This window comes from Rhodanobacter sp. C05, from assembly GCF_002001165.1.
Lineage (GTDB): Bacteria > Pseudomonadota > Gammaproteobacteria > Xanthomonadales > Rhodanobacteraceae > Rhodanobacter.
In genome coordinates, this window is the sequence record NZ_MUNQ01000016.1 from 21,990 (window position 1) to 46,626 (window position 24,637).

Annotated in this window: 23 protein-coding genes; 15 read left to right on the forward strand and 8 right to left on the reverse strand. The window is 58.7% G+C overall.

All coding sequences use genetic code 11. From position 1 onward, the window contains the following. Window positions 1–148: 148 nt before the first annotated feature. The 6 genes from ubiM (at window position 149) to fdxA (ending at window position 9,575) form a co-directional block, all read left to right on the forward strand. On the forward strand, window positions 149–1,384 hold the full coding sequence (ubiM, locus tag B0E51_RS13400) for a 5-demethoxyubiquinol-8 5-hydroxylase UbiM (protein ID WP_077439617.1): 1,236 nt from the start codon (window positions 149–151) through the stop codon (window positions 1,382–1,384). 392 nt (window positions 1,385–1,776) lie between these two features. Then, entirely contained in the window at window positions 1,777–3,102 is a 1,326-nt protein-coding gene (locus B0E51_RS13405; protein ID WP_077445404.1) for a hypothetical protein, read from the forward strand. A 609-nt stretch (window positions 3,103–3,711) separates the two neighbouring features. Then, window positions 3,712–6,042, forward strand: a complete 2,331-nt coding sequence (locus B0E51_RS13410; protein ID WP_077439615.1) for a cbb3-type cytochrome c oxidase subunit I — start codon at window positions 3,712–3,714, stop codon at window positions 6,040–6,042. Between the two features lie 338 nt (window positions 6,043–6,380). Beyond that, window positions 6,381–7,259, forward strand: a complete 879-nt coding sequence (gene lipA, locus B0E51_RS13415) for a lipoyl synthase (protein WP_254424522.1) — start codon at window positions 6,381–6,383, stop codon at window positions 7,257–7,259. Window positions 7,260–7,705: 446 nt separating this feature from the next. Beyond that, window positions 7,706–9,010: a divalent metal cation transporter gene (locus tag B0E51_RS13420; RefSeq protein ID WP_254424017.1), complete on the forward strand. Its 1,305-nt coding sequence runs from the start codon at window positions 7,706–7,708 to the stop codon at window positions 9,008–9,010. Between the two features lie 241 nt (window positions 9,011–9,251). Continuing rightward, window positions 9,252–9,575 carry a ferredoxin FdxA gene (gene fdxA, locus B0E51_RS13425; RefSeq protein ID WP_077439613.1) on the forward strand — a complete coding sequence of 108 codons (324 nt, stop codon included), beginning with the start codon at window positions 9,252–9,254 and terminating at the stop codon, window positions 9,573–9,575. A gap of 206 nt (window positions 9,576–9,781) precedes the next feature. Here the strand turns inward: fdxA and B0E51_RS13430 are convergent, their stop codons facing one another. The 4 genes from B0E51_RS13430 to tatA all read right to left on the reverse strand — a co-directional run bounded on the left by B0E51_RS13430 (window position 9,782) and on the right by tatA (window position 11,715). Next, window positions 9,782–10,048, reverse strand: coding sequence for a DUF2249 domain-containing protein (locus B0E51_RS13430; RefSeq protein ID WP_077439612.1), 267 nt, complete (start codon window positions 10,046–10,048; stop codon window positions 9,782–9,784). Between the two features lie 86 nt (window positions 10,049–10,134). Beyond that, complete coding sequence (gene tatC / locus B0E51_RS13435; protein WP_077439611.1) at window positions 10,135–10,896, reverse strand: twin-arginine translocase subunit TatC; 762 nt, start codon at window positions 10,894–10,896, stop codon at window positions 10,135–10,137. Beyond that, window positions 10,893–11,477, reverse strand: coding sequence for a Sec-independent protein translocase protein TatB (gene tatB, locus B0E51_RS13440; protein ID WP_168170403.1), 585 nt, complete (start codon window positions 11,475–11,477; stop codon window positions 10,893–10,895). The genes tatC and tatB overlap by 4 nt, the downstream gene beginning before the upstream one ends. 4 nt (window positions 11,478–11,481) lie before the next feature. Further along, window positions 11,482–11,715 carry a twin-arginine translocase TatA/TatE family subunit gene (gene tatA, locus B0E51_RS13445; protein ID WP_077439609.1) on the reverse strand — a complete coding sequence of 78 codons (234 nt, stop codon included), beginning with the start codon at window positions 11,713–11,715 and terminating at the stop codon, window positions 11,482–11,484. Between the two features lie 899 nt (window positions 11,716–12,614). On the opposite strand from tatA, the gene B0E51_RS13455 reads away from it, so the two are divergent. The 9 genes from B0E51_RS13455 (at window position 12,615) to B0E51_RS13495 (ending at window position 20,648) form a co-directional block, all read left to right on the forward strand. Continuing rightward, entirely contained in the window at window positions 12,615–12,899 is a 285-nt protein-coding gene (locus B0E51_RS13455) for a DUF2249 domain-containing protein (RefSeq protein ID WP_077439607.1), read from the forward strand. Next, a complete protein-coding gene (locus B0E51_RS13460; protein ID WP_077439606.1) occupies window positions 12,880–14,136 on the forward strand; it encodes a hypothetical protein in 1,257 nt (418 codons plus the stop codon). Before B0E51_RS13455 ends, B0E51_RS13460 begins: the two co-directional genes overlap by 20 nt. After that, window positions 14,133–14,549, forward strand: coding sequence for a putative zinc-binding protein (locus B0E51_RS13465; protein ID WP_077439605.1), 417 nt, complete (start codon window positions 14,133–14,135; stop codon window positions 14,547–14,549). Before B0E51_RS13460 ends, B0E51_RS13465 begins: the two co-directional genes overlap by 4 nt. Continuing rightward, window positions 14,530–15,390 carry a chorismate mutase gene (locus B0E51_RS13470; protein ID WP_077445409.1) on the forward strand — a complete coding sequence of 287 codons (861 nt, stop codon included), beginning with the start codon at window positions 14,530–14,532 and terminating at the stop codon, window positions 15,388–15,390. The genes B0E51_RS13465 and B0E51_RS13470 overlap by 20 nt, the downstream gene beginning before the upstream one ends. A gap of 48 nt (window positions 15,391–15,438) precedes the next feature. Then, window positions 15,439–16,464: a quinolinate synthase NadA gene (gene nadA, locus B0E51_RS13475; RefSeq protein ID WP_077439603.1), complete on the forward strand. Its 1,026-nt coding sequence runs from the start codon at window positions 15,439–15,441 to the stop codon at window positions 16,462–16,464. Then, window positions 16,461–17,912, forward strand: a complete 1,452-nt coding sequence (gene nadB / locus B0E51_RS13480; protein ID WP_077445411.1) for an L-aspartate oxidase — start codon at window positions 16,461–16,463, stop codon at window positions 17,910–17,912. Before nadA ends, nadB begins: the two co-directional genes overlap by 4 nt. A 124-nt stretch (window positions 17,913–18,036) precedes the next feature. Further along, a complete protein-coding gene (gene fabA, locus B0E51_RS13485) occupies window positions 18,037–18,552 on the forward strand; it encodes a 3-hydroxyacyl-[acyl-carrier-protein] dehydratase FabA (protein WP_077445554.1) in 516 nt (171 codons plus the stop codon). Beyond that, window positions 18,552–19,760, forward strand: coding sequence for a beta-ketoacyl-ACP synthase I (gene fabB / locus B0E51_RS13490; protein WP_077439600.1), 1,209 nt, complete (start codon window positions 18,552–18,554; stop codon window positions 19,758–19,760). The genes fabA and fabB overlap by 1 nt, the downstream gene beginning before the upstream one ends. Before the next feature lie 228 nt (window positions 19,761–19,988). Beyond that, complete coding sequence (locus B0E51_RS13495) at window positions 19,989–20,648, forward strand: hemolysin III family protein (protein ID WP_077439599.1); 660 nt, start codon at window positions 19,989–19,991, stop codon at window positions 20,646–20,648. A gap of 36 nt (window positions 20,649–20,684) precedes the next feature. On the opposite strand, the gene B0E51_RS13500 is transcribed toward B0E51_RS13495, so the two are convergent. From B0E51_RS13500 to B0E51_RS13515, 4 genes are all read right to left on the reverse strand, one after another. Further along, a complete protein-coding gene (locus B0E51_RS13500; protein WP_077439598.1) occupies window positions 20,685–21,575 on the reverse strand; it encodes a U32 family peptidase in 891 nt (296 codons plus the stop codon). A gap of 4 nt (window positions 21,576–21,579) precedes the next feature. Further along, a complete protein-coding gene (locus tag B0E51_RS13505; protein WP_077445413.1) occupies window positions 21,580–22,578 on the reverse strand; it encodes a peptidase U32 family protein in 999 nt (332 codons plus the stop codon). Window positions 22,579–22,857: 279 nt separating this feature from the next. Next, the gene (locus B0E51_RS13510) at window positions 22,858–24,339 is read right to left on the reverse strand and encodes a UbiD family decarboxylase (RefSeq protein WP_077439596.1); all 1,482 of its coding nucleotides are present in this window, start codon (window positions 24,337–24,339) and stop codon (window positions 22,858–22,860) included. After that, window positions 24,336–24,584: a hypothetical protein gene (locus B0E51_RS13515; protein ID WP_139350364.1), complete on the reverse strand. Its 249-nt coding sequence runs from the start codon at window positions 24,582–24,584 to the stop codon at window positions 24,336–24,338. The genes B0E51_RS13510 and B0E51_RS13515 overlap by 4 nt, the downstream gene beginning before the upstream one ends. Window positions 24,585–24,637 lie beyond the last annotated feature (53 nt).

Sequence of the window (24,637 nt, forward strand, 5' to 3'; positions counted from 1 at the left end):
TTGAGGGCCGTTCGGCGCCTGCCGCGTTGACTAAACCTAGTTCGGTTACGGTTGCGTCACAGTAGCCAGGCAGGCTTGATTTACGTCAATGCCCATATGCATGCTGAAGCGTAACTTGACGGCATCACTGAGCAATTGAGAGACAGTCATGTCGTTTGATGTCGTGGTGGTGGGTGCGGGTCCTGTCGGGCTGTGCTTCGTACGCTCACTTGCTGGCAGCGGCTTGCGCATCGCGCTGGTCGAACGCCAGGACGAGGCATCCTTGAGGGCGCCACTGGACGACGGTCGCGAAATCGCAATTACCCATCATTCGCGGCGGCTATTGATTGAATTAGGTCTCTGGTCACGGCTGAGCGAGGAGGAGCTCAGCGCCTTACGTGACGCCAAGGTACTCAACGGGGATGATCACGACGGGTTGTTTTTCAGCCACGAAGAAGCGGGGAAATCGCTGATGGGCTGGCTGCTGCCCAACCATGCGATTCGTCGCGCAGCCTACGCCGCGGCGGCGGAGTTGCCTGAGGTGCGAATCGTAACTGGCGTGAGCGTAACCACAGTACGCAACGGCAGCGATGGCGCCGATGTCGTTCTCGACAATGGCGAAATCTTGCGAGCACAGCTAGTAGTGGCCGCCGACAGTCGATTTTCCAGCTTGCGTCGGGAGGCGGGCATCGCTGCCGGCATGCACGATTTCGGCAAGGTCATGCTGGTATGCAAAATGCGTCACGAGCGGGTGCATGATCAGACGGCGTGGGAGTGGTTTGCCTTCGGCCAGACTTTAGCGCTGCTACCATTGCATGATGCTCACACATCCTCCGTGGTAGTGACGCTACCACCACAGCAAATGCAAGCACTGCTTGCGCTGGATGATGCCGCACTGGGCGTCGAGATGGCCGCGCGATTCCAACAACGCATGGGCGCAATGAACGTGACCGGCCCGCGCTGCGCTTACCCACTGGTGGGCGTGTACGCTCGACACTTCGTCGCTGACCGTTTTGCAGTGATCGGCGATGCTGCGGTCGGAATGCACCCGGTCACGGCTCATGGCTTCAACTTCGGATTGCTCGGGCAAGAGACTCTGTCTCGGAAACTACGTGCGGCGAGAGCCGCCAGTGAGCCGATCTGGAACCCTCAGCTGCTGCAGAGCTACGAACGCGAGCACCGTCGTGCTACCCGCCCGCTGTATCTGGCGACGCAACTGCTGGCCAAGTTGTACACCGACGATCGCCGCCCGGCACGGGCGCTGCGCAAACTGGCGCTGGATGGTAGCGCATGCCTTGGGCCGTTCAAGCGCATGGTGATGAGCGGTCTGACCGGCGACCGCGACGGAAGTCAATCGCCTATGACTCGGATACGGAGTCTGCTACAGCGAATGCGACCGGCATAAGCTCAGACATTGCGAGGGCCCTTTCGACGCGCTGGTTTCTACGACATCGACGTCGATAAGTGGTAGCCGCTCGCCTTCCTGCTCAGCGCTCATTTGCGGGTACCGATCAGCTGAACTGAATTAGCTGGTTTGGTGCATGGCTGTTTCTTATACCGCTGATCATCGGAAGGCATATCGCTGTCGCAGACGATGCGTGGATAGCCGTACGTTGGAGAACCCGGTTTGCAGCCGCCTTCTAGTGCCGGGCTAGCGTGTCTGTGCCTGCCGATTGATGCCCTACGCAGGACACATTGTCACAGTTGATACCCAGATTGCCCGAACTTGACGCGAATCAGATCGCGTGCCACTGCGCGCTACGAAACTGCGCACACCCATCACGAGAGCCCATCATCATGCGCAACAAACTCGCCACCGCAACTATCGCAGCCCTTTTCTGCACACTCAGTTTCGGCGCGCACGCCGATACCCTCAGCGATCTGTTTACTCAAGGCACGGTGGACGGCCAACTTCGCGTATATGATTTCAATCGCGACTACGGCGTGCAGACCGCAGCGAAGCCGAATGCCCAGGCATTTTCCGCTGCGATCCTGCTCAACGCGAAGACTGCCTCGTTGTACGGTTTCAGTCTCGGCGCTTCGCTGGTGAGCGCCAATTCGTTCGAGACGCAATCGGACAACGTGAAAAAAATCGATAGCACGCTGATGGGTCCCGGCAACTCCCTCACCGCGCTGAGTCAGGCCTATCTGCAGTACCAGAACAGCTGGGTGCTGCTGAAAGGTGGCTATCAGTACATCGATACGCCGTGGCTGGGCAGTATGGATGGGCGAGTGATTCCTGCCTCGTATGACGCATTGACCGCTGACTTCAAGCCTCTCGCAGGCTGGGACATCGTTGCGCTGCGCACCTTCGGCTGGAAGAGCCGTACGTCGGACAATTATTTCGATGACAACCTCTACTACCCCACCACCTATCATGGCGACTCCCTGTACGCCGGTAACGCACCGCTGCCGGCCACGGCACCTTCGGCTCCTGGTACTTGGGCGTTGGGCTCCACCTACGTCAACGGTGGGCTGAAGGTACAGGGCTGGTACTACGACTTCATGGATTTCGCGCACATGGGTTATGCCGACGGCAGCTATGTGTTCAATACCGGCACCGGTTTCAATCCCGTTATCGGCGCTCAGCTGTTGACCGAAACAGGTGGATCGGACAACACGCTGGTGGATACCCAGGCCAAATTGCTGGGTGTAGCCGGCGATGACGTGAAGAGCCGTGCTTGGGGTGCCGATCTCGGCCTGGTCATACCGAACGGCCGCTTTGATGTGTACTACAACAAGCTGTCGCAGGAGGACGATGCCGTTGGCGATGGCGCCATCATCTCGCCGTATACAGTGGGTTGGTCCACCGATCCGCTCTACACCACCTCGATGATCCGCGGCCTGGGGGAAGCGGGTCCTGGGCACGCATGGAAGGCCAAGGCGGCGTATGATTTTTTTGGAAGCAAACTGCAACTGGTTGCCGCTTACGCCAAGTACACGACTGATCTCTTCGGCGACAGCCACGATACCTATTTCGACATCATCTACAACTTCGACGGCTACCTCAAAGGCCTCCAGCTGCGCGATCGGTGGGAACTCTCTTCCGGCGGTACGGGCAACCTGAATCCCGGCAATGGGTCGTTCACCTACAACCGCGTGATGCTCAGCTACAAGTTCTGATCATGACCGCCGCGGTGTCGAGAAAGATGGAAGACTTGCAATAACCACGCTCTGAAAGCGCCATGTGGTCGTAGCGGGCTGCGTCCATCGAGACGGCTCCGATCAACGGTTGTGACAAGAGAGTTCGGTCCAGGAAAGGAAAACGGCGGGTAATGCTCGCCGCTTTTCGTTCCCACCATTGCGTACTGCCCATGCAAAGGACTCGCTAAACCTTGACTGCACGCAATTCCGGGGAGCGCAACGATCGACACCGGCATATTCCCCTCGCCACGTGGTGTGACGAATTCAAGTCCGAATGCACTTAACTCAGCCTTCGCCTCGAACACTTAGCGCTATGCCTTGAATGGTCGCGTCACCTGCCCGGAATCGGGGTGATCAATCGACTGAAGAGGCTGCATTGCTCCGTGACCTCGATGCATAGCCATCGGCCACCCGAGACCCATTAAGGCGTTGGTCGACCTGTCAGTAACGGTGTACCTAGGCAAGCGCTGCGACATTTGCGGCGACGAGTCACGCAGTTTCGTTGCCATTCCTGATCCAGATCAGCTGGGCGCCAAGGCAAGTTGCATAGCATTTGCGTAGCCCCTTTCCGCAAACAGGAATGCATCGATGAGTACAACTAATCTCCCATATGGCCAAGCGGGTCCACAGGACCGTACCAGCAAGGTACTGATCTGGGTGCTGCTGTTCGTTACCGTTGCCTGCTTGCTGGGCATGGCCGCAGCGACCCGCAGCACGTATCAGCAGGCCGCTCCACTACCTCAGCAAATGGTTACCAGCGATGGTACGTCGGTCATGGACTATGCCGACATCGTTGGCGGCAAATCGGGCTTCCAGAAAGCCGACCTGATGGATTACGGCAGCCTGTATGGCATGGGCTCCGCCTTTGGCGAAGACTACACCGCCGAGTATCTGGTGCAGTTAGCGAAAGAAGTCCGGAACAACCTCGCCCTGACGCGTTATGGCAAGCCTTTCGATGCCGTCGACGCCGACGAGCAGGAGGGCATCACCCACGCCATGCGCAGGCAGTTGCAAGGCATCGACCTGAGCCAGCAGCAAGTCGTCCTTCCGGATGCTGTGGCCGCGGCGATTGGCACGCTGCATCCACGCATCGCCACGGCGCTGCTCACTGATGATTTCGCCAAAGGCTACACGGGTGCGCGCGCGCTGAACCCATCCAGCGCCGATCAGACCGCAAAGTTCCTACTCTATTCGTCGTTAACCACGGTCGCACGTCGTCCCGGCAAGGATTATTCATGGACTACCAACTGGCCGGCAGAACCGCTGGTCGGCAATGCCCCCACGTCAGCGACCTTCGTTTGGACGTGGGCATCCTTCACGATGGTGTTCTTCGCCATCGGCGCGGCGCTGGTGATCTTCCGTCTGTGGATCCAGCCAAAAGCCCCAAACGAAACCTTTGAACCGGTCCTGCACACTTTCATGGCACCCACGCCTAGCCAGAAGGCGCTATGGAAGTACTTCCTGGTCGTAGCAGGCGTTCTTCTGGTGCAAATCCTTGCCGGCTCGATCATGGCGCACTACTACACTGATCGCGCCAGCTTTTACGGGTTCAATGTTGGCAAATGGCTGCCGTTCGCATTCCTGCGCAGCGTGCATCTGCAAGCACCGATCATCTGGATCGGTGTGAGCTGGATTGGCGCCGGGCTGTTCCTGGCGCCGCTGATCGGCAAACGCGAGCCCAAGGGGCAGCGACTGCTCGTCAACCTGATCTTCTGGGTCTTGTTAACGATCGTGGCTGGCGCCCTGATCGGGGACTATCTGGGCATCATGGGGCTGCTAGACAAGAACTGGTTCTGGTTCGGCAACCAGGGTCTCTCATATCTGGAGTTGGGCCGCTTCTGGCAAATCCTGTTCTTCGTCGGCTTGGCCGTCTGGTGCATCGTATTGCTGCGCGCGTTCTGGCCTACCCTCAAATCGCTGTCTAGGCAGAGCGGTGGCTCGCTGTACGGCCTATTCCGTATCGAACACCTGCTGTGGATAAGCACGCTTACTGTTGCAGTGTTCTATGTGTTCGGCATGATTCCGCTGGGCTCACCCAATCCCTCGTTTTCGATCACCGACTTCTGGCGTTGGTGGGTGGTTCACCTCTGGGTGGAGCTCGCGTTTGAACTATTCACCGCCGCGGTTACCGGCTATTTCCTGATGGCGCTGGGCTTGGTGTCGCGTCAGATGGTCGAGCGTGCCGTACTGTTCGAGTGGGTCCTCATCGTGATCGGCGGTGTACTCGGTACCGGTCATCACCTGTATTGGGCTGGCGAGCCTGGACTCTGGGTCGGTGTCGGCAGCATGTTCTCCTTCATCGAGGTGCTGCCACTGGTCTTGTTGGTACTGGAGGCCATCGAGCAGCAACTTCACATCAAGCAGAAAAAGGACTTTCCGTACAAGCTCGCCTATCTCTACATCCTCGGCTCTTCGTTCTGGAACTTCGTTGGTGCCGGCGTGTTTGGAGGAGGCACGCTGAATGCACCACTGGTCAACTACTACGAGCACGGCACTTTCCTTACCCTCAATCATGCACACACATCCATGTTCGGCGCCTTCGGCCTGTTGGCGATCGGCCTGATCTACATGGTGCTGCGCTATCTCAACGGTGACCGGCCGTGGAGCGATCGAATCGGCGTGTGGGCGTTCTGGCTCTACAACATCGGCGTGGTGATGTGGATCGTGCTGAACTTCTACCCGATCGGCTGGCCACAGCTGGAAGCTGTCTACACCCACGGCTACGCTTACGCACGCAGCATGCAGTTCTACAACACGACTACCTTCTGGCAATGGATGCGCATGCCTGGTGACGTCGTATTCGCCATGGGCGCCGTGCTGATGGCTTGGGACTTCATGGCCAAATTGTGGGCGCAGCGTACTGCGGGAAAGCTAGCTGTCTTGCCATCAAGCGCGGGCAAAGCCATCAAGAATCATTGATGTAAGAGTGAATCGCCCACAAAAGAGGGCCCGCAATAGCGGGCCCTCTTTTGTGATGCGTCCATGGTGGATCACTCCATGTCGTTTTCGTCATTTGCTCATGACCACAGGATGGTGGTATCCAATATTCGGAAGAGTCATTTGTCGATCGCGGCTTGATATGCATCAGTGTTGACGAGGCGGGTAGAGGTGCAGACTGACTGCTCATCCACCGTGGCTCCATCCATCTCATGTCGAGCACTGAACCGGGCACACATATTCCCGATGGCAGCAAGTTTCTAAGTCCGCAAGGCACGCCCGCGGTCAAGGGCGGTATCAAACCGAACGCCGCCAGCGCGATGCCGGATGCCGATCGCAAACCGCCATGGCTACGCGTCAAACTGCCGGCTGGGGCACGCTACGAAGACGTGCGCCAGATCGTACACACAAACAAGTTGAACACCGTATGTGCGGAGTCGAAATGTCCGAACATAGCTGAATGCTGGGGCCGCGGCACTGCCACTCTGATGCTGATGGGATCTGTGTGCACGCGCGCTTGCAAGTTCTGCGCGGTCAGTACCGGCAATCCCCACGGCTGGCTCGATCCACTGGAGCCGATACATGTGGCCGAAGCTGTTGCGCTGATGAAACTCGAGTACGTCGTGCTGACTTCGGTAGACCGCGATGATCTTGCCGATGGTGGAGCTGCGCATTACGCCGCGTGCATACGGGCGATTCATGAGCACTCATCTCAGACGGCCGTCGAAGCGCTGACGCCAGATTTTGCCGGCAACCTTGGTGCAGTCGCTACTGTACTGGACGCAGGCCTCATCACCTACGCGCAAAACCTAGAGACGGTGGAGCGGTTGACCCATCCAGTGCGTGACCAACGCGCCGGCTATAACCAGACGCTGGGTGTACTGGCATTTGCCAAGCGTCATGCGCCGAATACTCTGACCAAGACCAGTTTGATGCTTGGATTGGGTGAAACAGACGCCGAGATCGAACGCACGCTGGACGATGTTCGAGACGCTCATGTCGATGTAGTCACGCTGGGCCAATACATGCGGCCAAGTCCACATCACTTGCCGGTGCAGCGTTTCGTCACACCAGAGCAGTTCCTCCAGTATCGCGAGTTGGCGCTGAGCAAGGGCTTTTTGGAGGCGGTTGCGGGGCCCTTGGTGCGCTCGAGCTATCGCGCCGAACGCGTGTTGGAGCACAACAATCTCGGCTTATGAAGCAGCATCTGCTGCCGGAGGCATGTCGGGTTTTCCCAGGAGTATCGACATGGACGTTCACCTTTTCCGGACGCCAAATCGAAGCTGACATGCCTGCGTCGCCAACTGCTTCTACAACCGCTCCAGGCAGTGGACCTCAGGAATAGATGTTCAGCTGAGGTAGGTAACGCCTTGGATCCACAGCGAATCCACGAGTCCCGGAATGGGCTGATTAGTCGATATCCAGAACAGCAAGTGATGAGCCGACGTCGACACTCGGCCGCTCTCGCGATGACCGACCGCACCATCGTCAACGCGCCACCATCCCTGCCCTTGCCTTCCCTCGCCATCACATTGATTAGCTCCACCCCCAACGGAAAGGAGTACACTGAAATTATAATGATTCTCATTTGTATTGAAGTGCGCTAGTCCGAATCGATATCACGACTCAATGGTACGAAACCATCGTGATCACCGACGTCTCTGCGCAGAACTTCCCTCTCGAAGAAGTCCCGTATATGTCAGCTACAGCCGTCGAAGCCCTGATTCGTCCGAAATCGCGCTGGACCCGCTTTGCCGTTGTGGCAGGTCCCGGCATTGTCGTGATGCTGGCGGATACCGACGCGGGGAGCATCATCACCGCCGCGCAAAGCGGTGCGGAATCTGGATATCGGTTGCTGCTGTTGCAGGCAGTCATGATCCCCATCCTGTTTGTAGTACAGGAACTCACGATCCGCCTGGGTATCTTCACCGGTCAGGGCCATGGCCACGCGATCAGGCAACACTTCGGGCCCATCTGGGCATGGATTTCAGTTTCAACACTGTTGCTTGCCTGTCTCGGTGCATTGATCACTGAATTGAGTGGCATCGCTGGTGTAGGAGCGCTCATAGGCATTCCGAACTGGCTCAGCATGACCATTGTGATCATCGGACTCACGTCGATGGCCTATAGCGGCTCGTACCTGTCGGTGGAACGCATTGCGCTAGCGGTCGGCCTGTTTGAATGTGTGTTTTTGTATGTCGCGTGGCAGGCAAAACCTGATATCACCGCAGCCCTCACGGAAGCGTTGAAGATGCCGCTCACCAATAGCCGATACCTCTACCTGATCGCCGCAAATATCGGCGCGGTGATCATGCCCTGGATGGTGTTCTACCAGCAGTCAGCAGTGGCCGAGAAGGGACTGGTTGCTGCCGACCTCCCCGCGGCGCGCTGGGATACAGCGATCGGATCAGTTGTCACTCAGCTCATCATGGCTGCCGTGCTAGTGGCAGTCGCTGCAACCATCGGGCGCGTTGACCCCGGACACTCTCTGGATACAGTTCAGAAGATTGTGCAGGCGATCACGCCCTTTCTCGGCGAACGGACAGGAACACTGTTATTTGCGCTAGGCATGATCGGCGCGGCGCTCGTCGCGACCATCGTCGTCACCCTTACGGCAGCGCGCACCCTCGGCGAAATCATGGGCTACAAACACTCGCTCGCCCAGCGCCCGCAAGAGGCTCGGTGGTTCTATGGCGTGTACACGGTGACCTTGGTCCTGGGAGGCCTTCTAGTGACCTCTGGCGTTGACCTGGTAAAACTCAGCGTTGGGGTACAGGTCATGAATGCGCTGCTGCTGCCTATCGTCCTCGGCTTCCTTTATACGTTGGCCCGACGGGCACTACCGGAACCATATCGCCTCAAGGGGGCTTATGCCGTTGTGGTGGGCATCATGATGGCGATGACCGCCGGACTTGGTCTATACGCAGGCATCATCGGGACGCTGACTTGAGTTCGATGGGTTTCCAGAGAGCCCTTACACACGTCTCAATGCTTGACTTCAATCAAGGCGCCTCTCAAGTCCACTTGGCAAACTGCACACCATGACCCATGGTTGCTCATGCTCGACGGCTCGGTGCGGTACTCATGGCGAGCCGGGGGTCTGTTCGTCTACATCACACCAGTTATCCCACAGCACATCACACGCATGATGCTATCCGACCAACGGGTTTCAGCCCGCGAGGACCAAATTCGTGACCCATGTTGTCACCGAGAATTGTATCAACTGCAAACATACCGATTGCGTTGAGGTGTGTCCGGTGGACTGCTTCCACGAGGGGCCCAATTTTCTGGTGATTGATCCCGACGAATGCATCGACTGCACCCTGTGTGTGGACGAATGCCCGGTTGGTGCGATCTTTCCTGAATTTGACATGCCTTCCGGACAGGGAGGCTTTCTCGCGATCAATGCTGAACTAGCACGCGAATGGCCGGTACTCACCAGCAAGATTGCTGCCATGGAGGATGCCGCCGAATGGGACGGCGTGCCGGACAAACTACCCCTACTCAAGCGCTGAACGGTCAAAAGAAAAGCGAACGGCTTTGCAGTCACTTGATATGGGCAACGACCTCGGCGAGCTAGCTAATAAAGTGTACGCGCGGAGAGCGCCCGCTCGATCCGTCAATAAGGAACACAGGCATTGTTGAATAGCAAAGATCCCAGACGAAGTAACCGCCTTTGGCTCCTAGCCGCAAAACGCCGATAGTTCGTGGGCCTGCCGCCTCACTCGATCGGCAGACCGGTAATGCCGAAATCAATCACCGTGATATCGGGATTACTTTGCCGATAGGTGACCGTCAAATTATCGCCAAGGCGCTCGCGCAATTGGGCGATGAGCGGGAGCGGATCGTGATCGTTCACGAAACGCATTGTTTCACCGGAACGTAAAACGCCGATAGCACCAAAGATCGCCGAGTGACGAAAACGGCGTGCAACACCGCGGGCATCAAAAGTATGAACGTTAGCATTCGTGGAGGCTTCGAAGGACATGATGTTGACACCCTACTGAGGAAAGTTACCTCAACATACGCCGCCGCCCGCTCGGTACCACTGATTTAGATCAAACGATCCATCGGTTACTTCAGCTGGCGCCTCTCCTCACGATTACGTACCAGTGCTGTCGAGACGAAAACGCCAATCTCGTACAACAGAATCATCGGAATGGCCAGCATGATCATCGACAACATGTCGGGTGGCGCCAGCACCGCAGCGACTACAAAAGTACCGACGAAGACGTAGCGCCGTACAGCTCGCAGCTTAGCGGGTGTCACGATGCCTAACGCTGCCAGCAGCACAACTGCGACGGGAACCTCGAAGCAAAGACCAAAGGCGAAAAACATGGTCAGCACAAAATCGAGGTACTTCCCAATATCTGTCATCATCGACACCCCTGTCGGAGTGCTCATGGTTAAGAAGTGGAATGCTGCGGGAAGAATCAGGAAATAGGCGAATGCGCAGCCCGCATAAAAGAGCAGTACAGCGGACGCCAACAGCGGCAGAGCGAGACGCTTCTCGTGACGGTATAACCCCGGACTGACGAAGGCCCACAGCTGATAAAGCACGGCTGGCATTGCCATGAACAGCGCGACGACAAATGCCAATTTAAGTGGGGTGAGAAACGCACTGGCCACCTCGATCGCAATCATGTGCGAACCATGTGGAAGACGTTCCATCAGTGGTTGTGCAAGCCAGTCGTACAAGTGCTTGGAAAACGGCAGAACAACCAACAGCACGAACAGCACGCTCAGGATCGCTTTCAGCAGCCGCCCACGCAGATCTAGCAAGTGAGCCATCAACCCATCCCTGCCCTTGGTTCCAATTGGCGATGCGGCGATCATCGGATCGTCGCCGGGACAGTGATAGCGCTATTGAGGGATTCGATGCGCATGGCCGCAGAACGGACGTCAGCCACGGCTGCACGTAGTTCATCGCAGGCGTCCACCGTTGTATTTCGAATACCGTCCGCGGCGAAGGCAAGTTCACGTAAGGCCTGCGCCAGCTCCGTCGGAGCCTCGCGATACTCCTTCGCCATGCCATCATCCTTAACCACCGGGGACATAACATTCTCGGTGGCAGCGAGTTTGGCCGTTGCCGCGCTCTGCCAGGCTTGTGACATATCGCTGGCCTCATTCCAAAAAACCGTGTTCGATGCACGAACATTTTCAACCGTCGACTGAATATCTTCGACGAGTGGTGTCACCGTCGCCTGGACACCGGTAGCCACATTGGCAATGTCATCCCTGATCGATTGCATTTCAAGCTCGCGCGTGACATCGGCCTGAACGTCGGCCCAGACGGAACGGGCACGCCGCGCCATCGCACCGACGGTGCGTGCAACTCCCGGCAGACGCTCGGGACCAAGCACGATCAACGCCAGCACGGCAATCAGAAGAAGCTCATTGAAGCCGATTCCAAACACAAGGCTACGACACGCGTTCGCGTTCGGCGTTCTTGACTTGCGCGGAGGTATCTACAGGAGGGTCGGCCTTTAGCTGCTCGGACGGGCCGGTTTCAACACCACCCTTCATACCTTTTTTGAAATCACGAATGGCCGCGCCAAGATCGCCGCCAGCATTGCGTAACTTTCCGGTGCCAAAGAACACCAGGACGATGACAAGCACCAACACCCAGTGCCAGATACTATCAAGACCAAACATAGATCACCTCACAACTTGCAGCGCTAAATGCGCGATGCGGTTGATTTCAATACTTCGACGAGACTGCGTTCACCCCGATGGGAGGTCCATCAATCCACTTTTTAGCAACATGACAGCGCGGTCTGTAACTTTATCCACGTGATATGGAACCCGCTACAGGCCGTTGACAGCTGCATCACTTTTCCCCTCGGTGGCGTTCGACGGATGATTCCAGTCAATACCCTCACTCTCCTGCAAAAAAAGTGCTCCAGTCGCAGTTCATTTCCCGGCCGTAGCACATAGGCAGGGAAATATCGCGTCGAATCAAACTTCAATGGTTTATCGCTGCTCTTCAAACAGGCCTCACTGCGAGGTCCGGATGATGCTTCGATATACATTCCGCATATCTCGCAAACGTCATCTTTCAAAATGGCCACGGGCCTCTGGGGTGGTAGGGATTGATGGTCCCCACAGCCGACGAGAAGGAAGACGAACGCGAGGCTCGTACATCTTGCAATAGCGGCCTTCACGTCGAACTTCACACTTCCCTGTGGCGAAAAATGGAAGGTCAACGCTTATCGTCGCCGAGAATCACGTGAACCTGCCAAGACAAGCCTTCCATGGCGCTCATGCTAGGCCTTGACGTAATCAATCATATTGACCTTTGTCAACTGGCACGCACCGGCACGAATGGCAAAGTGTCACAGGCGCCCAAGGCTCCTGGATCTCGCTGGGCCCAAATACGCAAATCGTCAGCCCCGATTGATACTACAAAGTTTCGCACTGAGCCGAATGGCGTGGTTAGGGAGTACTGGATAACGCTCTCTGACCGAAGGTCGAACGTCTCGTCGACACGACAATTGGATGTCGTTTGATCCAGATCAGCGCGTCAACGTGATACGTGTGCTGCAATACCGATTATGCATCACGTTAGCCGTCCCATTCAGCAGGTTGCCACTGACGTGAAGTGGCCTGAATACGACCTGAGAGGGCGTCCCTGCCCCGAACCGATGCAACGTGCACTCGAATTTTCCGACGCGTTGGAGCCGGGGGAGAGCGTGTGTGTACTCACCCCACTGTGGCCAACGCCACTGCTTGAAGTTCTGGACGCACGCGGCCTTCAGACCAGAGTGTACGCACTGGCTTCCGGTGGCATGCGTGTGTTGATTTCCCGACCCGATCACGATGGTACAGCTGGCGCTTGAGAAGGCACCGCCGACGGCGTTGCCGCGCCGTTTCCTGCTCAGCGTACCGCTGTGGGGAATGTTCGCAGGCATACTTCTAGTCGTCGACGGTGATGCACTTCTGCGCACGCGTTGGCTGCCGGAAACTCTAGCGCTGGTGCACGCATTTACTCTCGGTGTTCTCGGCAATGCGATGTTCGGCAGCGTGTTGCAATTCCTGCCGGCAGCGGCTGGCGTACACGTGCGTGGCAGTACATCGCTCGGGCCTTGGTTGCACGTACTGTTCAATCTCGGCCTAGCCCTGCTGATGACGGGACTGCTTGCTGGTTGGCGCCTCGGCCTTCTGGCTGCTGGCGTGCTGCTTCCGACAACATTCGTGCTGCTATGCGCGATGACTTTGCCGGGCACGCTCTCGGCTGTTGGTCAACGTCTTTTGCGGGCAGGTATTGGCGTATCACTGGTGTTTGCTTTGTCTACAGCATTGCTTGGCGGTTGCCTGGCACTGGGTCTTGGTGGCTGGTTGGAGATACCGCTAGCTGCGCTGGTCGACGTGCATGCAAGCTGGGGATTACTGGGGTGGACCGTACTGCTGATCGCCAGCGTGGCGCGCGTAGTGATGCCCATGTTCCAGGGAACTTCCGTGGTACCGGCGGCGGCACAAGCTGCATGGCTGATGAGCCTGCTGTTGGCGTTGCTCGCTGGGGCGTGGCTACGGCTGCTACGCGACGATGCCTCATGGCTACGCTTAGCACTAGCTATCCATGCACTGCTGTTTACTTGCTCTGCACTGTGGCTGCAATGGCGGGCGCCGCGGTCACGGCGAGGACCCTTGCTTTGGAGTTGGCAGGCCGGACTGGGCGCACTAGCGATTACCGCGCTTATCCTTCTCTGGGATACACGGAACGAATTATTGGCTGGCGCATTGGGGCTGTGTATCGCCCTGCCATTGCTGGTGAACGGTATGTTGCTGGAGATTGTGGCCTTTCTCGGCTGGATCGCCTTACACCGTCGTGTCAGTCGTGGCGTGCGGATACCCGGCATACAACGGCTTCTGCCTGAATTGGACAAGGCCCGTGTGCTGCTGGCGCAACTGCCGCAGGCATTTCTGCTACCAGCGGCTGTGTTGTGGCCACGCCTTTGGCTGGCGCGTTCAGCCGGGCTGGCGATGCTACTGGCATGGCTTTGCCTTTGGCTAACTCTTGATGGCGTGCGCCGACGCGCAAACCGCTTTCTGCTTAATATGGAGGATCATCCATGACTGGTAGGCCGCCGCTCGTCTATTCCTGCTCTGGCTGTTCCAGTGCGGCACAGATGGCCAATCACCTCGCACTGCAACTGGACCGCGCAGGCGTCGCGGAGATGTCGTGCATCGCCGGCGTTGGTGGCGGCGTGACTGGACTGGTCCGCACCGCACAAAGCGGGCGACGCATCCTCGCGCTCGACGGCTGCATACTAAAATGTGCCTCGGCCTGTCTGACCAACGCGGGCGTGGTGGCCGACACACATCTAGTTCTGTCCGACTATGGCGTAAAGAAACGCCAGCATGCCGATTTCGATGCCACCGAAGCACGACGCGTCTATCTGGACAAGGTGCTTCCGGCAGCACGAGCGCTGTTAGCGCTGCCAGCGGCCGCCACCGGGGAGACGGTCGATGTATCGACATCTTCCTGAGCATTTCGCCCTGTCGCGGGCGCGCGCCGTGATTGATCGTGTCGATGACGGCTTAATTCTTCTGCTGGCCGCACGCCGTCGGATGGTGCACGTGGTGGCGGCTCTCAAGCCACGTGCGGGAGTACCACTGCGCGATCCGGCGCGGGAGCGTCGGGTACGCGACCGTGCGCAGAAACTAGCAGCGCGACTCAATCTGCCATCGTCCACCGCAGAGGATCTACTGGACCTGGCCATCGGCGATGCTTGTCGCCAGCAAGGATTGATTGTTGACGTGGATCAGAGCGGTGCTCGCGACTCTGCTTCAATAATGGCGTCCACTATGCCTAGCCCCCCACATTTATCCTCCCTTGTTCCACGTCTGCTGCGCCTGTTGCCGCCACCACAGAGGATAGCTCCGCTGCTGCATGTCGCGCCATCGCGCTGGCAGCACACTTTACTCGAGGCAGGGATGGCGCATGTACTTGCCACTCCTTTGCGCGTGGGCGCACTCGACTTCATGCTTGGACGACGACTAGCCATCGAGGTGAGCGACCTGCGTATCCGCTGGGTGCTGGAGTTACGTGAAGGAAGTTTGCGTGTGACCAATGACGCGCCAGAGGCCAGTGTGCGCGGTAGCGTCGCGGACTTGTTGTTACTGGCCTGCCGGCTGGAAGACGCCGACACGCTCTTCTTCCAACGCCGGCTGGTACTCACTGGCGACACGGAGCTTGGTCTTACGGCGCGCAATATGCTCGACCGGCTACCGTGGGAGGCGATACCGCTCGGCCTGCGCATTTTGCTGAACCGGAGCGCCCGCTTCACGCGCGCCGCCCGGGCGGCGCATCGACGTGAGGCAGCCTGACAGGTTGCTGCGGCACGTGTTTCTCCTACATTCCCTCTGCGGATCGCCATGACCGACCCCGACACGTTGCCATTGCCTATCTGGCGTGACGCACTTGAGCATGAATATGCCGAACTCGGTGCACGCCTCGAACACTTGGTGCCCTGCCTTGAATGGCCATTTCACCTACCCTGGATCGAGGCTATCAACCGGCTGAAGAAACAGCGTGGCGCCGTGATCATGGCGCACAGCTATCAGTCAGCTGAGATCTTTCACGGCGTGGCAGACGTCACCGGCGACTCGCTCGCACTGGCACAGGCGGCGGCGGACTGTGAGGGCCGCCTGATTGTGCTGTGCGGAGTCCATTTCATGGCTGAGAGCGCAAAGATCCTGGCCCCGGAAAAGACGGTCTTGATACCTGATCTAGAGGCCGGTTGTTCACTAGCTGCGTCGATCACCGCTGCTGACGTGCGCGCCTTGCGAGCGAAATATCCTGGAGTACCCGTAGTTAGCTATGTCAACACTTCGGCTGAAGTGAAGGCTGAGTCTGATGCCTGCTGCACTTCGGCCAATGCGGTTGAAGTAGTAGAGGCGATGGGAACGAACCAGGTGATCTTCCTGCCCGACCGCTTCCTTGGAAATTACGTCGCGAGCAAGACCAAGGTGGAGCTGTTGCTGTGGACCGGCCGCTGCGAGGTACACGAAAAATTTACTGCACAACAGGCTCGGCACGCACGCGAATACTTCCACGCCAAATTGATAGCACACCCCGAGTGCCCCCCAGAGGTATGGGCTGAGGCCGATTTCGTCGGCTCTACCAGCGCGATGGTTCGCTGGCTGGCTAAGGAAAGGCCGGAACGCGTGGCACTGATCACTGAATGTTCAATGGCGGACAACTTGCGTGCACAGTTCCCAGCCACCGAATTCATCAAGCCATGCAACCTCTGCCCGCACATGCAGCGAATCACCCTGCAGAAAATCTACACCTGTCTGCGCGACCTGCGGCATGAGGTCAGGGTGCCCACTGACATCGCTGTACGGGCCAGGACGGCACTGATGCGGATGCTTGCGATAGGCCGGCAGGAAACGATATGACGCGCGCAAGGCCACCTGTAGTGGTGGTGGGTGGTGGTGTAGCCGGACTGACCACAGCGCTGGCGTTGGCGCCAACGCCGGTACGCCTGCTTTGCCGCGCACATGATGGCAGCGGCACGGCCAGCGCGCTGGCGCAAGGCGGTATCGCTGCCGCTCTTGATCCAAGTGACAGCCCCGCCATGCATGCCCTCGACACACTCACCGCCGGGGCGCACCACAATAATGCTGCGATGGTGCAGTGGCTTTGCTCGCAGGCACCGGCGGCCATCGGCTGGCTGCAGGCGCAGGGCGTTGCATTCGACCGAAATGCGGACGGACATCTGCACCTTGGCCGCGAAGGCGGACATCTTGCCGCACGGATCGTGCATGCAGGCGGTGATGCCAGTGGTGTGGCGCTAGTTCAGGCGTTACGTCAACGCGCGCAACAGTCATCCCATATCCAGTGGCGCGGCGATATGGACGTGGATGGACTACTGCTGCGCGGCGATGCTGTCTGCGGCGTGTGTACCCACGATACGCGCGGCCATCGGCATGAAATGGAGGCCGCCGCAGTTGTGCTGGCCACCGGTGGTATCGGTGCGTTGTATGCGCGCACCAGTAATCCTCCCGGTGCAGACGGCAGCGGTTTGGCGCTAGGCATGTCCGCCGGCGCGCGAACTCGCGACCTCGAGTTCGTTCAATTTCATCCGACCGCGCTTAACGTTGCGGGCGTCCATTGTTTGCCGCTGATCACCGAGGCCCTGCGCGGTGCCGGCGCGCGTCTGTACGGCGCTACCGGTCAGCTGTTGATGGCCGATCAACATCCGCTGGGTGATTTGGCACCGCGCGATGTGGTGGCCCGTCGCGTGTGGCAGGCATGCCGCGATGACGGCTCCGCATGGTTGGATGCACGCGAAGTGGATGGTGAGTGGGAGCGGCGCTTTCCCACCGTCTTGGCGGCATGTCTTGCCGAAGGCATCGATCCACGACTGCAGCCGATACCGGTGACGCCAGTGGCTCATTTCCATATGGGCGGAATTGCGGCAGATGCAGATGGCCGTACAGGTGTGCCCGGTTTGTATGCCGTCGGTGAGGTAGCCTGCAGCGGCGTGCATGGCGCTAACCGACTGGCCAGCAACTCGCTGCTCGAAGGCGTGCTGTGTGGTCAACGCCTGGGTTTGATGTTGGCCACCATGGATTTGCGAGCAGCAAGCAGCGGTCCATATCGCTGGGTTGGGCGTGCCGCGAGCCTGCCACAGTCGCGGCTGGAAGCTCTGCGCATGTTGCTATGGCAGACCGCAGGACCGGAACGTGAGGCAACTGGCTTGCAGAACGCGCTGAAGGCATGTCTGGCTTGGGCCGATGAAGGTTGGCAGGCTCGCCTCGCACAACGGGTGCTTGAGGCAGCCCTATCGCGCACTCACAGTCTCGGGGCTCACTATCGCACCGATGCCGTCATGCCAGCTTGACTGCGCGATTGTGCCGCACGCCTAAAACAGACGCTGGCGTATGTTTGCACCCCCTTGACCAGCGTCATGGTGCCCGGGTGGAAAGCCTCGCAGACTGGTTAGGTCTTCCTCTGCAAACATGGCCATGAACCGACCTTCTTCGTTCGACTACGCTCAACTGCTTGCCTGTGCCCGCGGTGAATTTTTTGGTCCCGGCAACGCTCGTCTACCGTCGCCACCCATGCTGATGTTCGACCGCATCACCCGTATTGATGAACATGGTGGCGCTTCCGGCAAGGGCGTCATCCTTGCAGAGCTGGATGTCCGGCCTGACCTGTGGTTTTTCGGCTGCCATTTCGACGGTGACCCTGTGATGCCAGGCTGTCTTGGCTTGGACGCGATGTGGCAACTCAGTGGGTTCTTCCTGCCATGGCTGGGTGAGCCCGGTCGCGGTCGGGCGCTTGGCGTGGGCCAAGTGAAGTTTTCCGGACAGGTATTGCCGAGTGCAAAGTTAATCCGCTATGAGATCGATATCCGCCGAGTGCTACGTGGAAAGCTGTCCATGGTGATTGCAGATGGCAAAACGTATGTCGATGACCGGCTTATATACGTAGCCACCGACATGCGAGTTGGCCTGTTCCAGTCGACGGAGGGCTTCTGATGCGCCGCGTAGTGGTAACCGGCATGGGCATCGTGTCTTGCCTTGGCAACGCCGCGGATGCTGTCTCTTGCGCACTGAGCGAAGCACGCAGCGGAATTCGCGCCGTTCCAGAATATGCCGTTCGCGGCTTACGCAGCCAAATCGCCGGCGTGCCGCAGATCGATCTCAATGCGGTGATAGACCGTAAGTTGAAACGCTTCATGGGTGATGCAGCGGCCAATGCGTACGTGGCGATGCGAGCGGCCATTGCCGATGCTGGTCTTGCCATCGAACAGATATGCCATCCGCGCAGCGGTGTGATCGCCGGCTCCGGCGGTGGCTCAGCACAGTGGCAGATTGAGACTGCTGACCTTCTGCGCGAGAAGGGTGTACGTAAGATCGGTCCATACATGGTACCCCGCACGATGTGTTCCACAGTGTCAGCAACACTCGCCACCGCTTTCGGCATTCTCGGCCTGAGCTACTCGATCGCCGCGGCATGTGCCACCTCGGGCCATTGCATTGGCGCGGCAGCAGACCTGATCCGTCATGGTGCGCAGGATGTAATGTTTGCTGGTGGCGGCGAAGAACTGAACTGGGGTATGACCGCGCAGTTCGATGCGATGGGCGCTTTGTCCAGTAACTATAACGACGAGCCGCAAACCGCATCGCGCCCCTACGATGCGGGTCGCGACGGCTTCGTCATCGCCAGCGGTGGCGGCATGCTGGTGCTGGAGGAATACGAGCATGCAAAGGCGCGGGGAGCATGCATCCATGCCGAACTGGTCGGCTATGGGGTGACCTCGGACGGAGCCGATATGGTGTCGCCATCAGGCGAAGGCGCAGTGCGTTGCATGAGGATGGCAATGCAGGGCGTGACGTTGCCAATCGACTACCTCAACACCCACGGCACCGCCACCCAGATGGGCGACATTGTGGAATTGAGGGCTGTCCGCGAGGTATTCGGAGAATCCGTACCGGCAATCTCCTCAACCAAGGCTTTGACGGGGCACTCGCTCGGCGCGGCGAGCGTGCATGAGGCAATTTACAGCCTATTGATGCTCAGGGATGGCTTTATGGCAGGGTCCGCCAACATCGTCGAGCTTGATCCGCGCGTCGAGGGATTTCCCATCCTGCGAGAGACGCGTCAGGCGACGTTGAACACCGTGATGTCCAACAGCTTCGGCTTCGGTGGCACCAACGCTAGCTTGGTATTTGCGCGGGTTTGACAGCTATCAGCTGCCTGGGCGGGGGCACCCACGTGTCACCCCTTGCAAGACTATCCCTACCATTTGCATTTGCTGAAATCTGGCGATCGCTACGGTGGCGGCAGCTCAGTCGAGCCGATGAGCTGCGCTCCAAACCCGGCTGATGACAGGGACTCTGATATCAGATCTGTCCCTTCCGTGCCGCACAAATAGATTCATTTTGAAATTCATAGCAAGGGCCAATATCACATGCCACGAACGTCAGTCAGCGCCATCACGCGGCACCAAACCCTCGGCGAGGAAATCGCCAACAGTCTCAGTCACGGATTTGGCTTGTTGCTGGCTATCGCCGCCCTACCCATCCTGGTCATTCATGCGCAGCACGTGGGTGGCATCTCGGCGATCGTGGGAGCGGCGATATTCGGCAGCAGCGCCGTCCTGCTCTATCTTGCTTCAACCCTCTACCACGCAATCTCACACCAACGGCTCAAGGCCATCTTCCGAGCGCTGGATCACGCAGCCATCTATTTGCTGATCGCTGGAACCTATACGCCAATCACCTTGGGCGTGCTTCACGGAGGCTGGGGTTGGACCATGCTCGGCGTAATCTGGAGCCTGGCTCTGGCGGGGCTGGTGTTCAAGGCCATGGTAGGTCCGCGATTTCCACGCGTGTCCACCCTTATGTACGTCGCCATGGGATGGGTGGTGATGATCGCCATCCGGCCGCTGTGGCTACACATGTCGGCAAATGGACTGCTTTGGCTCGGAGCTGGCGGTTTGGCTTATACCCTGGGCGTGGTGTTCTTCGTGCTAGACGGTAGGATTCGATACAGCCATTTCATCTGGCATCTGTTTGTCCTTGCCGGCACAACATGCCATTTCTTTGCAGTGCTGCTTTACGCGTTTTGATCGACGAGAAGATTGCGCCTGCCCACACCGCTGCCCTCAGACAGCGGTGTGGAGCATCTGCATTCCCGGCTCGCCGTGCCAGTAGCCGTTGCGTATACCGATCCGCGGCGGCGCCACTGGCGAGCGACGCGCAAGGTGAAAGTGCGCCACGACATCGGCCATGCCACTAACTTGCGGATATAAACGAAGCACGTCGACGCCAAGTTCGCGAAGTGCAGGCAACTGGGGACCGAGATCGGTGACTTCCTCGCCCTGGATCTGGATGCCGTTGATGCGTAGGAACGGTCTACCCTCGCGAGTGGCAAGCGGCATGCCATCGGGGTATTCAATACAACGAAAATCGCATTGATCTTTGCCAACATCTAGGGCACGCGCGGTGAAGCAGCGCGCTGAGTAAGCCAGTGGCAGTCGACCAAACGCTATCACCTCAAGTTCCGGCATCGTGAGGTTCTCAGCGAGCATCGCCGCGCGAAGCTCACGCAACAGCACTTCGCCCTGCTCCACGCCAGGAACCCAGCGATGCAGACCATCTTCCATCAGTAATGCGAGTGCTCGATGGTTGTAGACATTGAGCGATGGACCGGCAACGAAGGGCACGCCACGCTCGCGGCACAACTGCACTGCGGAGAGATCGTTCGCCTCGATCCAGCAGTTACCGTCACTGACCAACCGTTTTAGTGCGCCGAGTTCAGATTCGGCTTCGATCAGTGCCAATGATGACAACACGACTTGCTTACCGCTCTCGCTAAGTTCCGCAGCCAGTGCGATCCAGCCCCCAGTGCTCATCTCTCGCCGTTTGCTACATACGGTCTCACCGAGATAGATGATATCAATGGGCCATTGCGCTGCCTCACGGTAAAAGGCCAAAGTGCGCTCGCGGGGCCAAAAATACTGTAATGGTCCCAAGCTTAGTTTCATCGTATTCATCGGTTCAGTGCCAATGACGGTGATAGGGGCCGAGCGTGGTCTGGTGACCCTCGGCATGTGCTGACAGCGAGCGTTGCCAGTCCGCTTGCAGCTGCCAGTCCTGCGGTGATCTGTGGTAACGATCCAGTGCATCACGCCAAGTGCGAGTGACCGAACTCACGTAGGCCACACCGCGTTGGCGGCCCTCGATCTTCAGAGCCGTCACCCCTGCCTGAGCGAGCCGAGGAAGCAACTCCAAGGTATTGAGACTGGTCGGCTCCTCAAGTGCGTGAAATACCTCACCGCCGACGTCAAAGCGTCCTTTGCACACTGTGGGGTAGCCCGCTGGCTCCGCGGGCTCAAATCGGTCAATCAGCACCTTGTTCAGGCGGACACTGCGTCGGCCGTCTTGCTCCTCCTCCCAGCGTACAAAGCTGGCCGGCGAACACACGCCGTGACGGTTCGGCGAAGCACCAGTGACATAGCTCGACAGCTGACAGCGCCCCTCAACCATGATGCATAGACTGCCGAATCCGAAGACTTCCAAAGGCACCGGCGAATTCATGCACAGTCGCTCCACCTGCTGGATAGAAAGTACCCGTGGCAATACGGCACGACTGATGCCAAAGCGCTCGTACATGTAGTGCAACGCGGGCGCAGTGGTAGCCGAACCCTGCACCGATAGATGTCGCGCCAGCCCTGGATGGGTACGTGTGGCGTAGTCGAGCACCGCCATCTCAGCCGCAATGATCGCATCGCAACCAAATTCCGCCGCCTTGTCCACAGCCGCCTGCCAGTGCGCCAGCCGTACGCTATCTGGATAGGTGTTGAGCGCCAGATAGACCTTGCGACTACGCGCATGCGCGTAGTCGATCCCTGCACTCAGCTCTTCGTCACTAAAATTGAGACCAGGGAAGGCACGCGCGTTGGTCTGATCGCGAAAGCCCGCGTAGACCGCATCCGCACCGGCATCAATTGCCGCCTGCAATGCCGGCAAATTGCCTGCGGGACAGACCAGTTGCATACGCACGCACCTTGGGAAATCGAACAGACCGCATCATGGCGCGTGCAGGTAGCAGTTGCCTTGATGTGCGTCAAATCGGGCATGGTCATCAGATAGGGTAGTTGGCTTGGTGAAACTCATGCTCGCCGACATCGCTGCGGTTCGGCACAGTCGGTACTTTCACAGTGGGCATGGTTGGCACTCCGCCATGGCCAGTGGAAGCACCCTACCGCACAATGCAGGTCGAGCTCGCGGACCGCTACGCCCACTGCGAGCCCTTGAGCTGGAAGCCTGCGACGCCTAACCGGCCACGCGGGTGGCCTGCATTGCGGCCCACATCACGTCAATGCGCTGTGCAACGGCGGCATCCGGCACGATCGGCCTACTCCATGTACGCACCGTTTCGGACGGCCATTTGTTGGTCGCATCGAGACCGAGTTTCGAGCCGATGCCGGCGGAAGGGCTCGAAAAATCCAGATAGTCGATCGGAGTATTCTCGACCAGCATCGTGTCGCGTGCTGGATCGACACGGGTGGAAATTGCCCAGATCACGGCCGACCAGTCGCGTACGTCGATGTCGTCGTCAGTGATGATCACGAACTTGGTATACGTAAACTGGCGCAGATAGGACCACACGCCCATCATCACTCGCCGTGCGTGACCAGCGTACTGTTTGCGGATGCTGACCACCGCGATGCGATAGGAACATGCTTCCGGCGGCAGGAAGAAATCGACGATCTCCGGAAATACCTTCTGCAGAATCGGCACGAAGATATCGTTCAACGCCATCGATAGCACAGATGGCTCATCGTACGGCGCGCGTCCCATATAACTACCATGGTAGATCGCGTCCCGGCGCAAGCGCATGCGTTCGATCGTGAATACGGGAAAGTGATCTTGCGCGTTGTAGTAGCCCGTGTGGTCACCGAACGGCCCCTCCAACGCGGTGTCGCCCGGGTAGATGAAACCCTCCAACAGTATTTCGGCACCGGCCGGCGCATCAAGGCCGGTCAGCTCGCTGCGCCATACGCGGGTGCGCTGGCCACGTAGCAAACCGGCGAATTCGAATTCAGACAACGTGTCTGGCACCGGCGCCACCGCCGCCAGCATTGTCGCCGGATCAGCCCCGACCGCCACCAGCACAGGGAATGGGCGCTCCGGATGCGAGGCAACCCAGTCGGCATAGTCCAGCGCACCCCCACGATGCGGCAGCCAACGCATGATTACTCGATTCGTTCCGATCGCCTGCTGCCGGTAGATCGCCACATTCTGCCGTGCCTTGCGCGTGCCACGGGTGACCACTAGGCCGAACGTGATCAGCTTCCCTGCATCCCCGGGCCAGCAATGCTGGATTGGCAGGCGCGAGAGGTCGATGTCGCCGCCTTCTACACCTTCGTACTCGAAGGCAGCCTCATGCACGTACTGAGGTGCGACGTGGGCTAGTTGCGCCAGCTCCGGCCATGTCGCCAGGGCTTGGCGCAGACTGGATGGCCAGCGCGGCTCCTTGATCGAAGCCAGAAGCTGCCCCAATTCACGCAGGGATGCTAATGGCCTTCCGGCCAACGCTGTCTCGATCCTTGAGCGATGGCCAAACAGATTGCCAAGCAGCGCGTGCGAAGCACCCAGCGGCCGCTCCATCAACAATGCCGGGCCACCTTCGCGTAGTGCGCGCTCGCTAAGCGCGGTTGATTCCAGGTACGGATCAATCGCTTCATTCACACGGATTAGCTGTCGATCTCCCTCCAGTCGCGAGAGAAAGCTACGCAGGTTGTGAAAGCTCACGGCGATGCCTGCGGTGGCTGGGGAATGGCCAGACTCTCATCACTGGCATGATCTATGAGTTGCTGATGGATCAATTCCAGCTCGGCCAGCAAGCGCACGCGCTCCTCCTCGGCTGCGGAGGCCTCGGCAGGCCTAGCAGGCAGCGCCATACAGGAATCATAGGCACGCCCATCCTGCACATCGTAGATGAGCAGATCGCACAGGGTCCTGCCGAAGCGGCCAAAGCCTAAGTTGGCTAACGACATGTCGGCTTTCTCGAATCGGCGCGGCGGCATATGACGGCAGGCAGCATGTAGAC

Excerpts from the sequence above, each read along its gene's own strand:
- ubiM (WP_077439617.1), top strand. The coding sequence starts at position 149 with ATGTCGTTTGATGTCGTGGTGGTGGGTGCGGGTCCTGTCGGGCTGTGC.
- B0E51_RS13405 (WP_077445404.1), top strand. The coding sequence starts at position 1,777 with ATGCGCAACAAACTCGCCACCGCAACTATCGCAGCCCTTTTCTGCACA.
- B0E51_RS13410 (WP_077439615.1), top strand. The coding sequence starts at position 3,712 with ATGAGTACAACTAATCTCCCATATGGCCAAGCGGGTCCACAGGACCGT.
- lipA (WP_254424522.1), top strand. The coding sequence starts at position 6,381 with ATGCCGGATGCCGATCGCAAACCGCCATGGCTACGCGTCAAACTGCCG.
- B0E51_RS13430 (WP_077439612.1), bottom strand. The coding sequence starts at position 10,048 with ATGTCCTTCGAAGCCTCCACGAATGCTAACGTTCATACTTTTGATGCC.
- tatC (WP_077439611.1), bottom strand. The coding sequence starts at position 10,896 with ATGATCGCCGCATCGCCAATTGGAACCAAGGGCAGGGATGGGTTGATG.
- tatA (WP_077439609.1), bottom strand. The coding sequence starts at position 11,715 with ATGTTTGGTCTTGATAGTATCTGGCACTGGGTGTTGGTGCTTGTCATC.
- B0E51_RS13455 (WP_077439607.1), top strand. The coding sequence starts at position 12,615 with ATGCATCACGTTAGCCGTCCCATTCAGCAGGTTGCCACTGACGTGAAG.
- B0E51_RS13460 (WP_077439606.1), top strand. The coding sequence starts at position 12,880 with ATGGTACAGCTGGCGCTTGAGAAGGCACCGCCGACGGCGTTGCCGCGC.
- B0E51_RS13465 (WP_077439605.1), top strand. The coding sequence starts at position 14,133 with ATGACTGGTAGGCCGCCGCTCGTCTATTCCTGCTCTGGCTGTTCCAGT.
- B0E51_RS13470 (WP_077445409.1), top strand. The coding sequence starts at position 14,530 with ATGTATCGACATCTTCCTGAGCATTTCGCCCTGTCGCGGGCGCGCGCC.
- nadA (WP_077439603.1), top strand. The coding sequence starts at position 15,439 with ATGACCGACCCCGACACGTTGCCATTGCCTATCTGGCGTGACGCACTT.
- nadB (WP_077445411.1), top strand. The coding sequence starts at position 16,461 with ATGACGCGCGCAAGGCCACCTGTAGTGGTGGTGGGTGGTGGTGTAGCC.
- fabA (WP_077445554.1), top strand. The coding sequence starts at position 18,037 with ATGAACCGACCTTCTTCGTTCGACTACGCTCAACTGCTTGCCTGTGCC.
- fabB (WP_077439600.1), top strand. The coding sequence starts at position 18,552 with ATGCGCCGCGTAGTGGTAACCGGCATGGGCATCGTGTCTTGCCTTGGC.
- B0E51_RS13495 (WP_077439599.1), top strand. The coding sequence starts at position 19,989 with ATGCCACGAACGTCAGTCAGCGCCATCACGCGGCACCAAACCCTCGGC.
- B0E51_RS13500 (WP_077439598.1), bottom strand. The coding sequence starts at position 21,575 with ATGAATACGATGAAACTAAGCTTGGGACCATTACAGTATTTTTGGCCC.
- B0E51_RS13505 (WP_077445413.1), bottom strand. The coding sequence starts at position 22,578 with ATGCAACTGGTCTGTCCCGCAGGCAATTTGCCGGCATTGCAGGCGGCA.
- B0E51_RS13515 (WP_139350364.1), bottom strand. The coding sequence starts at position 24,584 with ATGTCGTTAGCCAACTTAGGCTTTGGCCGCTTCGGCAGGACCCTGTGC.